The sequence below is a fragment of the Fulvitalea axinellae genome, from assembly GCF_036492835.1.
Lineage (GTDB): Bacteria > Bacteroidota > Bacteroidia > Cytophagales > Cyclobacteriaceae > Fulvitalea > Fulvitalea axinellae.
This window is the reverse complement of record NZ_AP025314.1, coordinates 2243125-2257580: the sequence shown is the minus strand read 5'-3', so window position 1 is coordinate 2257580 and position 14456 is coordinate 2243125. Positions and strand designations below refer to the sequence as shown.

12 protein-coding genes are annotated in these 14456 nt (G+C 45.3%); 4 read left to right on the top strand and 8 right to left on the bottom strand.

What is annotated here, in order from left to right; translation table 11 throughout:
• Positions 1-5: 5 nt before the first annotated feature.
• Both AABK39_RS08850 and AABK39_RS08845 read right to left on the bottom strand, forming a co-directional pair.
• A complete protein-coding gene (locus AABK39_RS08850; protein WP_338394569.1) occupies positions 6-1598 on the bottom strand; it encodes a hypothetical protein in 1593 nt (530 codons plus the stop codon).
• A gap of 260 nt (positions 1599-1858) precedes the next feature.
• Positions 1859-2005 carry a hypothetical protein gene (locus AABK39_RS08845; RefSeq protein ID WP_338394568.1) on the bottom strand — a complete coding sequence of 49 codons (147 nt, stop codon included), beginning with the start codon at positions 2003-2005 and terminating at the stop codon, positions 1859-1861.
• A 404-nt stretch (positions 2006-2409) separates the two neighbouring features.
• On the opposite strand from AABK39_RS08845, the gene AABK39_RS08840 reads away from it, so the two are divergent.
• From AABK39_RS08840 to AABK39_RS08830, 3 genes are all read left to right on the top strand, one after another.
• A complete protein-coding gene (locus tag AABK39_RS08840; RefSeq protein ID WP_338394567.1) occupies positions 2410-2580 on the top strand; it encodes a hypothetical protein in 171 nt (56 codons plus the stop codon).
• Positions 2581-2892: 312 nt separating this feature from the next.
• Positions 2893-3495 carry a helix-turn-helix domain-containing protein gene (locus AABK39_RS08835; RefSeq protein WP_338394566.1) on the top strand — a complete coding sequence of 201 codons (603 nt, stop codon included), beginning with the start codon at positions 2893-2895 and terminating at the stop codon, positions 3493-3495.
• 450 nt (positions 3496-3945) lie between these two features.
• On the top strand, positions 3946-4500 hold the full coding sequence (locus AABK39_RS08830) for an REP-associated tyrosine transposase (protein WP_338394565.1): 555 nt from the start codon (positions 3946-3948) through the stop codon (positions 4498-4500).
• Between the two features lie 120 nt (positions 4501-4620).
• Here the strand turns inward: AABK39_RS08830 and AABK39_RS08825 are convergent, their stop codons facing one another.
• Complete coding sequence (locus AABK39_RS08825; RefSeq protein ID WP_338394564.1) at positions 4621-5187, bottom strand: hypothetical protein; 567 nt, start codon at positions 5185-5187, stop codon at positions 4621-4623.
• A 245-nt stretch (positions 5188-5432) separates the two neighbouring features.
• Here AABK39_RS08825 and AABK39_RS08820 point away from each other — a divergent pair, with 245 nt between their 5' ends.
• Entirely contained in the window at positions 5433-5765 is a 333-nt protein-coding gene (locus AABK39_RS08820) for a transposase (RefSeq protein ID WP_338394563.1), read from the top strand.
• Positions 5766-5947: 182 nt separating this feature from the next.
• Here the strand turns inward: AABK39_RS08820 and AABK39_RS08815 are convergent, their stop codons facing one another.
• From AABK39_RS08815 to AABK39_RS08795, 5 genes are all read right to left on the bottom strand, one after another.
• Positions 5948-6343: a hypothetical protein gene (locus AABK39_RS08815; RefSeq protein WP_338394562.1), complete on the bottom strand. Its 396-nt coding sequence runs from the start codon at positions 6341-6343 to the stop codon at positions 5948-5950.
• 112 nt (positions 6344-6455) lie between these two features.
• Positions 6456-6872, bottom strand: coding sequence for a hypothetical protein (locus AABK39_RS08810; protein WP_338394561.1), 417 nt, complete (start codon positions 6870-6872; stop codon positions 6456-6458).
• Positions 6873-7111: 239 nt separating this feature from the next.
• Positions 7112-8146, bottom strand: coding sequence for an ISAs1 family transposase (locus AABK39_RS08805; RefSeq protein ID WP_338391371.1), 1035 nt, complete (start codon positions 8144-8146; stop codon positions 7112-7114).
• Positions 8147-8338: 192 nt separating this feature from the next.
• Positions 8339-9007 (bottom strand): hypothetical protein, encoded by a 669-nt coding sequence (locus AABK39_RS08800; protein ID WP_338394560.1) that lies wholly within the window; start codon positions 9005-9007, stop codon positions 8339-8341.
• Between the two features lie 269 nt (positions 9008-9276).
• A complete protein-coding gene (locus AABK39_RS08795) occupies positions 9277-14178 on the bottom strand; it encodes a DNA repair ATPase (RefSeq protein ID WP_338394559.1) in 4902 nt (1633 codons plus the stop codon).
• Between the last annotated feature and the right edge of the window lie 278 nt (positions 14179-14456).

Here is a 14456-nt window from a genome sequence, read left to right as displayed (position 1 = left end):
GAGGGTTATAACGCACTTCCTTCATTAACGCTCACTTTGACAACAAACGAACTCGAACTACCTCTGCTCAATTCTATTAAAAATTCTTTTTCATTCAATTTTGTAATCCGGTTCATCTTAAAGTCGGTACCCTTAAGGCCTTTTCTCAAATTACGCTTATCGAACAGCCTATGCCTATAAACCCTCCCGCTCTCTTTCTCCACCTGATAAGCATAAACAATTCCTGACTTCTGTCCCGTCAAATAAGACTTTATTTTCTTATTCTCAGCTCCGTTCAAAACACCTTCATTCACTTTATGGTCTATAAACACAAAATAATGACTCTCGCCCATATCTAAGTGCTTCATACCCGCCGTAAGTCGATGCCAAGCATGTGGAATTTGATTTTTGGGTAACCGCCGTACCCATTTCGTATTTCCTTCTGAATCCTTTGCCGTTATTACATAATCACCCCCGAGAGCCATTTGATCACGTTTATTCTCAAACCCTGTTGCATTCCCTCCAGATTTTGGTTGAAGGCTATAACTGATGTTTACGGCTCTTTCCTCATTTATCGCCAAAAACTGATCTTCACCAAACAACTGAAGCCCTAGCATCTCACAAAATATCATTTTTGTATTCCATGACTTTTTCAATAAGCTTTTAGGAAATTCTTCTGCCGAATCCTTAAGTTTCTTACCCTCTGAATCAAATCTCGCATAGTGTGTTCCCAGAACAATATCAGAAAGACCTTTCTGCTTCTTCTCTCTAGTCATTACATAATTAGCCACAATTACTATCTCTTGACTGGAGTTGTCCGCTAAACAAACTGTTTTCCCCCTATCATACCCCATATGCTCTAACGTATGCAAAATCTTCAGTTCGGGAGATACTTTGTAAAGGTGTAACCCAGTGTAATCCGACGTGACAAAAAAGGGGATACCGTCCTTATTAACTTGCCCACCCAATGCCTGTGTTTTTTTAACAAGATTCTTGATTGACACTTCGCCTTTACGCAACACACCCAAAGATGGGTCAAATACCTTATACGCTAACTGAACGTTTTTCCGAACTTTTTTTCCGCCATCTTTTTTCACTTGACAATAGACCATCAGCTTCCGTTCATCATGAGACAAAGAAAAGTCAAATTTCCTATTCATTAAACTCGGACTGATGACAGCATCGTTGCGTTGTCTAGATTGTGGGGCAACTACCTCTTTCTTGAAGTCAAATATTGTTTTTTCAAGACCAACAAACACTCCCTGATTCATATCTATTTCTCTGGCGAAAAGCCGTTGTTGCGACGACTTTTCAACCGAATAAAAAAGATAGGCTCGTCCATCCATTTTCCGCACGGCTTCTATTCGAAAGTCCTTGGGGAGGTCTTTATAGTAATTATTAGCCACCATTTTCATCTCCGAATAGTTAAAAAGCTGTATACCGACTTTATTCTTATCCCTTCTTATAAAAAGGACATAATCTTCTGTATCATGTGCCAGCATCTTAACCAATAATAAGTCATCATGATATGGCCGGCTTACGGTATAATCAATTTTACTCTGAGCCTTCGCTCCTAAAAAAACAAAGAAACACGAGACAACAAACAAACATCTCATCATAACGCAAAATATTTTTATTTTATTTTTATTTTATTTTTATTTTATTTTTATTTTATTTATATTTTAAAAGTAATAAATAATATATTTCGGGCAATTACTTTGGATATTTTTATATGACATGAAAGAAAAACAACACCGCACTCCTTCCCTTCAAAGCAAGCATATTTGCTTGTGACACACCAAACCAGAAGCTTTTGAACTAACCTTGCTGTATAATAAAAGCTCGAACACCTACAGTAGCTAAGATATAAGCGTACATATTATACCACTCCATACAGCATCGCTTGCCTAATCTCATAATCCGAAATCTCATCCCTCATAACGTCCAGTTCATCCTCTTTGCCCATGGGACGATCAACCAACAGCACAAACTCCTCTCCGTTATATATAAAACCAAGTAATGTCACCCAGTACTCACAGTCGCATTTCGACTGACATTACCGTACCTTACATCACCCGAGTACGTTTCAAACTTATACTTGTAGCACCTTTTTTCAGGAAGAAGTCGACCTATATACATAAGCTTTGCTTATCGAGGCGTTTTTAAATAAATCGAATTTTTTCTGTGATCCTTTGTTAAAAAACACAGACAGGAACACTACAGCGAACACTAGATCAACACCCTTTACATATTCCAATTTGATTTTCGAGAACAACTTGTTGGCCTCTCCTAAAAAATCTTTCAAAATTAAAATTTTACGAAAAAAAATGAATAAGCGTCGTTACAAGGGGCCCTATTTGCGATACATCAAACAACAAGTACCCGACCTTACCTCCACGACCAAGTAATGATCCTTGCCAAAACACCAAGATGAGTACATCCTATAAACTCCGCAACCCTGAAGGTTTATATTTTATCAGCTTCGGCACAGTACACTGGATAGACCTGTTCACCCGTCCAACTTACAACAATATATTAGTTGAAAGCCTTCGGCATTGCCAAGAAAACACAGGTTTGGAGACCTTAAGATGGTGTCTGTAAAAACGAAAACCTACGTGGCCGTTCAATCCAAGTTATTGAAAGTGATTTTTTCTTTATAAGAGAACAAAAGGTTTTACGATTCCGTCGTAAGATGTCTGAATATCAAAAACCAAACTCCCTCTTTTCTGGTGCCGTAAATATAGGAATATAGTTTTGCTTATTTTCAAAAACTGTACCTTACAATGACCGTTAAACACGCTAAAGCGTGCTGGGGGAAACAGTTTTTCAACTCGTTTTTGGTGCCCCGATTCCTTACATTTTCAAGTTGTTACACGGGTTTGGCAAGGCAAACATTTTGCTCTTACATAACCGATGATGGTAAAAGGCAAATACCGGCACCTAAACCTGACAGACCGCATCTGGATACAAAGATGCAAAGCCAAGGGCATGTCCATACGCCAAGTGGCGAAGTGGCTGGGCATAAACCCATCGACTGTCTCCCGCGAATTGCGCCGTAATGACTTTATGGGAGTTTACACCGCCGAAAACGCCCACAAGCTTTATCAAGCCCGGAAGTATTTGGCGACTACCAATGAAAGAAAAGGCTCGCCCGCGCGTGCCGTATTTCCTCCGATAGCAGGACGAAAACGCTCCGGCCCCGATCGCTTGCTGGTTGTCTGGGCCTCCGACGATATTTGCGACCAATATTGGCGCTACGGCAGATTATCGTACCGGATATATTGCCGTATTCGGCGCAAAAGCCTGTATCACTGCGGCATAAAACCCATTAATCCTACGCTGATGCGTCCTGCTTTGCGCCTCTATGTGGCCAAGTACCACCCAGAGCTATACCGCAAAGGCCTCTACGACGACAGCCCGAAAGTCAAAAAGAAACCGGAACCGAAGACCGAAACACGACCAAAGCGCTCTAAGGCAAGGCGGATATATTCCGAACTCCGGGAGAGGTGCGCCTAAACCAAGGGTTTATTCCCCCTATTCTTATATGGTCCTGCCTTTTGGCGGGGCTTTTTTAGTGTTTTCCCGAAACCGCCGAGTTTTTATTCATCTTTTCCGGGAGTGTTGATTAGCCATTCGATTTTTCGAGACCGGTTTTCCTTCGGTTTAGAGATTATAGAAAGTGTTGCAATTCCTCACGAGTAGTCGCTGGAATTTTGCCTTCAGAATTTACCCACGCCGTCGCAAGCGTCTTCGCTTGTGACAAAAAAACTGCAAGCGTCCTCGCTTGCCTCGACCGTATTGGAAAGGCTAGATGGGCAAGCGAGGACGCTTGCTAATATAAAAATCACAAGTGTGGACACTTGCGATGGCCATTAAGCACACTGGTGCAGGCCAGGGCATATATATCACATTCTTCCCAATGTGTATAAACCCACAATAAGGAACAGTCTTTGACCATTCAGAAGAATGAGCACAGCATACAAGTTCCGAAACCCGGAAGGCTTATATTTCATCAGCTTCGCCACAGTACATTGGATCGACGTCTTCACACGCCCCGTCTACAAAGATATTTTTGTGGAAAACCTGCGCTATTGCCAAACGAACAAAGGTCTGGAGATTTTCAGCTGGTGCCTGATGAGCAACCACGCCCACTTGGTGGCGCGACGCGCTAAAGACACTCCACAACTTTGGGAAACCATTCGGGACCTGAAAGGCTTCACTTCCAAAAAGATTCACGAGACACTACACAACTGCAATACGGAGAGCCGAAAGAAATGGATGCTTCGAGCGTTCCGCTATGCCGGCAAAAAGAACAGCAACAATAAACACTTCCAACTCTGGAGACAAGACAACCACCCTATTGAGTTGTTCACGCCTAAAGTAGTTCGACAAAAGATCAAATACATCCACGAAAATCCGGTAAAAGCGGGCATTGTATCTAGCCCTGAACATTACTTATACAGTAGCGCAATTGACTACTACACAGAACAGCGCGGTATGCTGGATGTGATCGTCATCTAAAGGCTAACAGCCGTCGCAAGTGTCTTCACTTGTGACTATACAAACCGCAAGCGTCCTCGCTTGCACACACCAGATTGAAAAAACTGAACGGGCAAGCGTGGACGCTTGCTAATATAAAAATCACAAGTGTGGACACTTGCGATGGCCGTTAAACAAGCTGGCGCAAGCCGGAGAGCCGTGGACATCATTTATAATTGACTGAATACCCTCTCGCCATTGCTTAAACCAAGTATGTAAACTTATCCCTGGAATAAGTAGATCAATTAGTGAAATAAACTCTTTAAAGAACCGCTTAAAGTCAGATCTCAATTCATTCATTTTCACATAATAACTTCCCATATAAAAATTCTCTTCACTTACTTTTACCCTATCATCTTCAATCGAAAAACAAACTTGTGTCTCTATGCCTTGCTCAAGTAACTCAAACATGAATTCGCTTTTCTGATTAGAGAAAAGAAATCCCGCATACTCATAAAATCCATCAAGAAAATATTCAAAGTCTCCCCATATGAAGATCGGAATTTCAACATTATCAACTTGAAGCTGGAACACCACTCCCATTTCATGTAGAACATCAGATATATCGGAAGAGATTGAACTAAAGTCATCATACTCTGAGTCATAATCGAAACTCTTCTTGCATGGCTCCAATTGACTCAACGATTCTATATTTAACCTGTATTTCACAAAGATATTTTTAGCCTTTCCACGCCAACAGTCGTCGCAAGTGTCTTCACTTGTGACTATACAAACCGCAAGCGTCCTCGCTTGCACACTCCAGATTGGAAATGCTGAACGGGCAAGCGAGGACGCTTGCTAATATAAAAATCACAAGTGTGGACACTTGCGATGGCCGTTAAACATGCTGGCGCGAGCCGGGGGAGCAATCACGCCCACTTGGTGGCGCGACGCGCTAAAGACACTCCCCAACTTTGGAAACCATTCGGGACCTGAAGGGCTTCACTTCCAAAAAGATTCACGAGACACTACACAACAGCAAAACGGAGAGCCGAAAGGAATGGATGCTTCGAGCGTTCCGCTATGCCGGCAAAAAGAACAGCAACAACAAACACTTCCAACTCTGGAGACAAGACAACCACCCTATTGAGTTATTCACGCCTAAAGTAGTTCGACAAAAGATCAAATACATCCACGAAAATCCGGTAAAAGCGGGCATTGTATCTAGCCCTGAACATTACTTATACAGTAGCGCAATTGACTACTACACAGAACAATGCGGTATGCTGGATGTGATCGTCATCTAAAGGCTAACAGCCGTCGCAAGTGTCTTCACTTGTGACTATACAAACCGCAAGCGTCCTCGCTTGCCTACACCAGGTTGAAAAAACTGAACGGGCAAGCGTGGACGCTTGCTAATATGAAAATCACAAGTGTGGACACTTGCGATGGCCGTTAAATACGGTTAGCTGGAGCCGGGAACAATTACTCAATCATCACTAAACTTTCCACCCCATTCCTCAGCATCAAACTGAAGGGGCCACATGATATCGACATCAACTTTTCTCCCTCTCTGTTTTCCGGCTGTCCACCTTTCTTCCCTGATACGCTTCTCTGCATAGACACTCAAACTATCAACAAACAAGGAGTCCACAATAGGTCCTATAACTTTCACTACCCTGATATTCGCTAAAGTGTCAAATTTAGTAACCGTAAACCCCATGTAAAGCTTTATGTACTTACTCGTTGGATCCAAAATTCTTTCAATAGGAACCGTCTCCGCTTTCTGGGAAACTATCTTGGATGAATTACATCCGAAAAAAACACTAGCGCTCAGAAATCCAAAACATAAGGCAACAACGACATTCAATACTCTCATTTTCAAAACAAAGTAGATTTAAGAAACAATCTCACGACACTAACTCCCATCGCCGTCGCAAGCAAAGATGCTTGCGATGGCCGTTAAACACACTGACGCAAGCCGGGGTCAAGAAAAATTAGTTTTTTTCTTCTAAAAATTTTTGGCCAAGCCCACCTATATAAAAAAACACAACTCCACTTAGTAAAGCCCAAATAATTTGAACCATATGCAAAAAAAAGCTTGGATCTTCTTCCTTATGAAGAATGTTAATAACAAGAAAAATAATAGAGGGTATCAACCCTAAAACTATAATTAAAGTTATAATCAATGCAATTTTCTGCCAAGTGAAACGCTTTTGAGAATTACTTGTACCACTGGAGAATTTTACAATTGACTGACCAAATAAAATAATTGCACAAATAGCCCACTCAGTATTATAAAATAATTTCCCATACTTTTCTTCAAACAAAAATATGATCGATATGATTATTACGGGTAATACGGTAAAAAGTAACTCAGACAGAGATACTAGGTGATTTTTTTGATTGCTCATTTTTATGGATTATATCAATTACTTTAACAATATTTCTGTCTTCATTGATTAGATCCCTATTTTTATTGTAGCTAGCACTAGTCTTTACCAATACTTTTAAAGAATCCCCTGGAGCAACCTTAATATGACCTGACAAAAATGTTTTTAACCATTTCACATCGAGTATTTTAGCTTGAATAGAAGACCTTCCATGTTTGAAAACCCATTGGGATTCACCTACAGGGCTTGTTCATAAAGGTCTATCTATTAAAATATTGGTGAATAGAATTTATATCTGCTACGATCTCCTCTCGCATTTCATTCATATTTTCACCAGCGTTCCTTTGGATCAAAATATTCATTACAGCAGTCAAAATACATGAAACACTTTGCTGTATACCAGAGACAAGGCTCCTTAACCCGTCCTCTCCGAAGTTCGTATCCCTCATATTATTGTTTGCCTCTACGGACCAGTGTCCCCTTACGGCGTTAGGCAAGTTGTATTGATCAATAAGACCGGTATTTATATTGCTGACGTAGTATGATGTCTCGCTTGATGTTTTTCCTGTTTTAACGACTTTACGGGTACGGTCTACCCGTATGAAGCAGCTCATCCCCGTATTCGACCAGCGACGCTCCAAGCATCCCGTTTCCACCGGGTAGGTCCGGTATATTCTTGTTTCGATCCTGCCATGGCCCTTTTCGACGGTCTTTTTATAATCCAAACATTCTGATCTCCGCTCCATGTCTCGAAGGTCTTCACGGAGTATTTTCTGGTTCCCTTTTATTTGTGAAAGGTAGACGCCCCGTTTTCCATGGATTCCCTCCAGTAACCCGGAATTATTGTGAAGGGCATCCATCGTATAAGCCGTTCCCGAAAGACCGGATTGAGTTTCAAAATATTCGTCGACAATACCCCGCTCGGAGTCTTTGGTACCCGAATAGTAGCCTACAACCTTGCTGGTTTTATCTTCTTGCGCGGTAACCAGAACCACGCTTTCCCCGCGTTTGTCCCCTGAGGATTTGTCGATACTCCCCCGGAGTTCTTTACCGTCAATCGAAAACCATTGAAGAGCTTGCGGATCTATAGTTTCGTTTGCGTTAAAAGTGGTTTCAGCAACCGCCTTAAGTCCCTGTATATCTGTATCCTTCAGGATTCTTCGGAGTTGAACACGGCTCACACAACACTTACTTTTACCACCTGTGAAATCCCGCCAATAATCGTGATCCCTTTTCATTGAGCGGTGAATCTGTGAGAAATTGAGTTTTCCTCCGCTCCTGAATACGGCAAGCATAAAGCACAGTACGACAAAAGCCAGTTCGTGCTTCTTCCCCTTGGCGTTCCTGTGGTCTACAAGGCTTAGTTGTAACTGGAGGTAGTATTGATTAATTTCGTTTTTTTGGGAGCTTATCCATCAACCGCAAGTTTGTTTGTGGTAATTCAAAATTGCAATTCATGGTGGTAAGCTCCTATTTTCTCAGACGCTTTATGAACAGGCCCTGGATTCACCTAAGAAGTCTGGTTTCTTAATTTTATACACCTCTGTTGTTGTATTCTCAATAACTTCGCTTGTTAAAGCTGTTTTAATGTCTTCAATATTGATCTTGGGTGAGGTATTATTTAATTCGGTGGAGTCATGATTAGAAATAATATCAAAGGTTTCTTTATCCGCTAACTTATTTGACGCATGTGATATCTTGTTTAGATTTTCTGCAACCGGAAGCACCTCAACCTTTTTATAGTTAAAGTATTTATCAATATTTTTTGATTTAGCTATATCATCTATTTTCGCAGTCAGTCTTTCTAATGATTCAAGATCTTGAGAGTCCGAATTGAGACTCTTCAAACTAACTTGCCGACTTTCATTAAGATATTCTCTAACATCATTTGACTCTGGTAGTGGAGTGATCTTGAGTTCATTAGACGGATCTAAAGTTATCCATTTTTCTAATTTCGCAATGAGTGAACCTTTCTCTATATCTTTCAAAAAGAGTTTATTTTCCACATTAGGATCTATTGATCGTGCAATTTGTAAATCCAGCGAATTTACACTATCAATAATCTCTGCAAAAGCACGAAACAACCTTGATGGATCTTCAACATCAGGGTCAAAATCCAACCTGATATCTAACTTATCTTGGATAATTTCAACCATAAAAAATGAACCTAATAAATAAAAAACTGACAATATTTTCAGAAGATATTCATAGAAAATAAATCTCCGCATACTTAACGTGAATTAAATGATTTATTTTCAATGTTAAAATTACTCATCAAGAAATCTTACAGGTCTATTCAGCTTAAGTTAAAACCATACAAATGAATAAACTTTCTTAAAATACAACCTATAAAATGAAAAAAGCTGGCACTGAAGTAACTTGACAACACTTCAGTGCCAGCTTTTTTATATTGAAGCACACTATATCAAACACTCTCCCTCTCCCCAGCAATCCTACCAAGGCTCTCCGCCATGCGTTCCACCTGTTCCAGCATTTGGCCCAGTTGGTTGCCGCCTGATAGGGTATGCTTCTGCTTTTTGCGGAAGACTTCCTTGATCTCTTCCCAGCGGGTGAGCTCGTCGTCGGTGGCGATGCCTATCAGCTCACGGAATTTGAGCAGGTTGGCTTCGGCGCCGGCCGTCAGGGTCTGGGCTTCGCGCTCGTAGTGCGAGACCATAAGCGTGCGCAGTTCCTTGTCGTTCATCACGGGCACCACTTTCTCGGCTATCTTGTTCATATCGCGGTACGAGCCCTGCAGTTTGAACGGCGGTTCGGTACGGAACTCTTCGGCCTGTCCCGCCGAGCGGATGTACTCCAGGTTCACCTTCAGGATGACGTCGCGGGCGTAGAGGAGCTTTTTGAGCACCTCTGTGTACTCGCCTATCTCGGTGGCCGAGTGGTTGGCCTCGAATTCCACGCCTTCGCGGTTGCCGGTCTCGGCAATCTTGAGCACGCTGAGCACGTCTTTGTGGCTCTTGGCCGCCAGTTTGGCCAAGGTCGCATTAGAGGTGAGGCAGTTCTGGATATACGAGAGCTTGAACTCGTGATCCGATTCGCCCAGGATGTCGCCGAGGTTGTAGATGTCGGCACGGTTGGCGAGCATGTCCGGGATGCGGAACTTGTCGCCGCTCTCGGTGTATGGGTTGCCGGCCATCACTACGCAGACTTTCTTGCCACGGAAGTCGTAGGTTTTGGTCTTGCCCTTGTACACGCCCTCGATTTTTCGCTGGCCGTCACAGAGCGAGATGAATTTCTGCAGGAATTCGGGGTTACAGTGCTGGATGTCGTCGAGGTAGATCATCACGTTGTCGCCCATCTCAAAGGCGAGGTTCAACTTCTCCAATTCCTGACGAACGCCGGCGTTGCCCGCCTGAGCGGGGTCCACGGACACCACTTCATGCCCGAGCGCGGGGCCGTTGATCTTCATGAAGACCAGCCCGAGGCGGTTGGCGACGTATTCCATGATGGTCGTCTTACCGTAGCCCGGAGGCGAGATGAGCAGGAGCATGCCCATGAGGTCGGTGCGCTTGCCTTCGCCGGCGGTACCGATCTGCTTGGCGAGGTTGGCGCCGATGATGGGCAGATAGACCTTGTCGAGCAATTGGTTCCGTACGAAGGAGGACAGCACGCGCGGTTTGAACTCACTCAGGCGCAGGGCCTCGGCGAAGTCGGCGGACATCTGCTGTTTCAGTTCCTGAAAGCGTCCGTACATCGGCACGGTGTCGCTGGCGTAGTCGCCGAGACGGCGGTTGAAGTCGTGGAAGTGCAAGCCGTAGCGCTGTTCGGCCAGACGGTCGTGGGCGCCCTGCATCTCTTCCAGTTCACGTTCGAGGCGTACCTCGCGCACGCTTTTCTTATCGGTTTCGCCATCGAGCAACATCACGGCCACTTCGTCCACGAAACGTATTTCGGCCTCAAGGCCGGCGTCCTGCGTGAAGGCCTTGAGCCAGTTGCGCACGAGCCTGTATTTCAAGGCCGGATCTTCCAACTTGGCTACGGACTCACCGAATGCGGTATCGACCTTGCGTCCACGCAGTTCGGATTCGAAACGCTTGCGCAGGTCATAGGCCTTGCCGTCCACCACAAAGGCTTCGTTCAGGGCCACTTGTTCGAAAAGGTAATCGGCCGCTTCTGCAAAATCACGCACGACGAAAAGTTCCGTCGCTTCGGCACAGGCTTGCAGGCGTTCGCCGAGCTCGGTTTTCAAGGCTTCGAACTCCGTCGTATCGGGGAAGGCCCGCAGGATAATCCCAGCACTGTGTATCTGCGCTTCGAACAGTTCACGCTGGCCCTTCTCTTCCCAATGGTTCCAGTAAAAACCGGCCAAGGCGCGGGTAGAGGCGCCGTAACGCAGGAGCCCCACACGGGTCTGCATCTCAAGGAGGGCTTCCAAAATCTTGGTGGCGTCGTGGTCATGCACGCCTTTCACGTAGCCTTCGCTATAGCGCAGGGCCATATAGCGCTGCACCACGGCCATCAGGGCGTCATGATCCATATCCGAGAGGTCGGATACGCTCAATACGCCTTCTTCTTCCGAAAGGGAAAGCGTCTTGGCTTCGGCTTCTTTCAAAATCAAATAGGCCAGGTATTCGCCACGGTATACCTCGCGGTTTTCGGCCACGGTGGCCTGATCCCAAACGGGACGGCTGGCGTTGAATTCCTCATCGGTCACTTCCTCAAAGAAGTTCGTTCCGCTTAGATGGTAGAACATCCGGCCCTCGCGATAGACCATCGTAAGGTCCAAAGGCTGGGTATTGACGGCGAAGTCATAAGTACCGAAACGGATGATGTTGTCGCCGCCCACGAAGAGTTCGGACTTGTCCTTGAGCTGACGCAGGGCGTCTTCCTTGGCGGTTTTGAGTCGGCTTTGGATGTCGTCGGCCTTGACGGAATCGCCAAGATCGAAGAGTTCCTGCACGATGCCACGGACTTTTTCCACCATCATATCCGAGGCCATATAGCCGTTGATTTCGGATACTTCCTTGAAGCGAGAAAGACGGCTCTTTACCGAGGCGATGATACGCTCGGCCGCTTTCTGCAAGGTGGTGGCGCGGCGGTTGCGGGCCTCCACCAAAGTGATTTTCTTGGATTCGAAGGCGTTGTAAAGCTCGTCGCGCTTGACGGAAATCTTATCGATAAACTCGTCAAACTCCGAGAACTTGCCTTCCAATTCCTCCAGCTGAACCATCAGCTTGGTCATGTATTCCTCGCACTTCTCGGGCGTGTCGCAGAGGTCGAGGAAATTGACGGCGCCTTGGTCCACCAGCTTTATCTGGGCGTTGAACTCGGCGCGTCCCTCCTCGCCCATCAGCTCTTTGCGCTTGCGCTTGAGCGAGGCTTTGATCTGGTTGAAGCTGGAATAAATGCCCGAGATGCTGTCGATGATGCGAGTGACTTCCGTGGCGTCGTCGATCTTGAGGTTGCTGACCGTCTCGATCAACATCTCCAATTCGTTCGACACCGCCGTGATGCGCTCATCTAAGGCGTCAGCCTCCACCACTTTCGTGACTTTCTCCACCTCTTTACGGATGGCCTCCACCTGCTCGGCGTATGGCTCCAAGGCTTCGGGTTTCAAAAGGAAACGAACGCAATCTTTCGATACCTGATCGGCGAAATCGGCTAGCGAAGCTTCGTACTTCTCCACCTTGGACTCGTCCACATAGCGGAGTTCCTTCAGGGAAATCACTTCGCCACGAACTTTGCGCAGGTCGGTCAGGTTCTGGACGAAGTCACCTATCAGCTGAGGGACCTCACGCTTAAGCCTAGCGATAAGATCATCAGCCTCCCTAGATACCCGCTTGACCTCCGTATTCGTATGCTGTTGAATTTTGCGGACTTTCTCGTATTCGTCCACGGCCGCAACCGCCGTCTCACGGATAGATTTCAGAGGCTCCGCCAACTCCGAAGCCTCGGGTTTGCCCAGCCAGTGATACGTGTCCAAGGAGTCGGTGGCCATCTTGATGATGTCCAAATATTGGTCTCGGTACGCTTCCTCTTTCCCGACCAGATTCAACAAAGCCTGACACTCGGCCATAGCTTTTACAATATCCTTGTTCCCGATCTTATACAGGAAAGAATCCGACTGCCCTTCCAGCTGGAAGTCAGGCCCAACGTAAGGGGTTTGCCAAATCTGGACAACATGGTGCTTCTTCGGTTCGTCATCGGCCCGGAACATGCACATTTCCCCGTTTTCGAAGGTCGAGTAACCGTGGCAAATCGCCGGGCTTTCCACTTTCTGCGCAATCAGGTTATAGTGAAGCAACAGGTAAATCCCTTTCCGGCGATTGTAAAATACGTACATAAAGTCTTCGCCATTAGGCGAAGGCACGCAACGCTCGTACAGCATATCCGACAGGTTATTGTCGAACTGCTTATAGTCGCCGGACTGCAAATAATAGCCGTTGGAGAAGATTAAACCGTGGTTTTCGGGCAACAGGATACAGCTATCCTCCAGCGCGTCTATCCGAATTGCTTCCTGAAGCTTGGCGTTATAGACAAAATACCGGAATTCTTCCTGATAGGGTTTTATTTTCAGTATAACAAGATGTCCCAAGATGGCGTAATACACCTCGGCGTCTTCCAATCGCTGTTCCTTATGCTGGACAAGCTCGTTATAAATTCCTTTTCCGTCTTCGGTATTATCCTCTACTTTTATGGTCAAGTCACCGCCTACCGTCTCCACAAAAACGATGTCCTCGATGGAAATATGCGGGTGTTCGCCTTCGCAAAACTGCTCACGGGTAGTCTTGATCCATTCAAACTCGTGTTGGGAAGGGTATTTCAGCTCGTGATCGCTCCGGGCGTCCACATAACGCAATTCCCCTTCGCTAACCAGCCATTTAAATGTCTTGATATCGTCCAATCCCTGCCCAATGCGGAAAACCATATGCAGGTATTGACCCATCCGGGCGAATTTGACGAACCGGGTGCCTTTGTAATATTTGTAAAGGTTCTTGAAATCCTTGACAAAGGCTTCGTCCTGTAGCATGTCCAACGGTTCGTGTACGAAAGACAGGTCGTCGTAGCGAAACATGCTGAATACGTCCGAAGGCTTGTACTCCACCTTCAGCCCCATATGCACGTTATAGCCGAACAGGAAATGATCGCCTATGGCACACATGTCCCAAGGCACGCAATTGTATTCGGTAGTGACGCGTTCGGTGGCCAACAACGAGAGGTCGATGGCGCCGAAAACGTCTTTCCGGTTTTCGTTCAGAACATTCAAGCGTTCACGCAGAACTTCGCTCTCCTTCCGCAAACGCGTTTTCAGGACTTCGTATGTACCGCCGTCCAGTTGTATATCTTGTTTTTCGGTAGTTTCCGACATGTTTTTTTTGAGTAAAGCGTAAAGAGTCCAGAGTAATAAGTTTGGTACAGAGTAAAGCGTAAAGAGTCCAGAGTAAAAAATCAGAGTGCTGAAATCCCAATCCATAACGCGCCCAAAACGAATCAGTCACAAATTTAAAACTGAAATGAGGCTCGTTCCATCCACATCCCGTCAAGGATTGATTTAGAATTTAAATCACACGCTTATCAACGTTAAAAAACAACAAAGCGCAAAGAGTAAAAGCGACGAAGTTACGACACCATACTCTTTACGCTTTA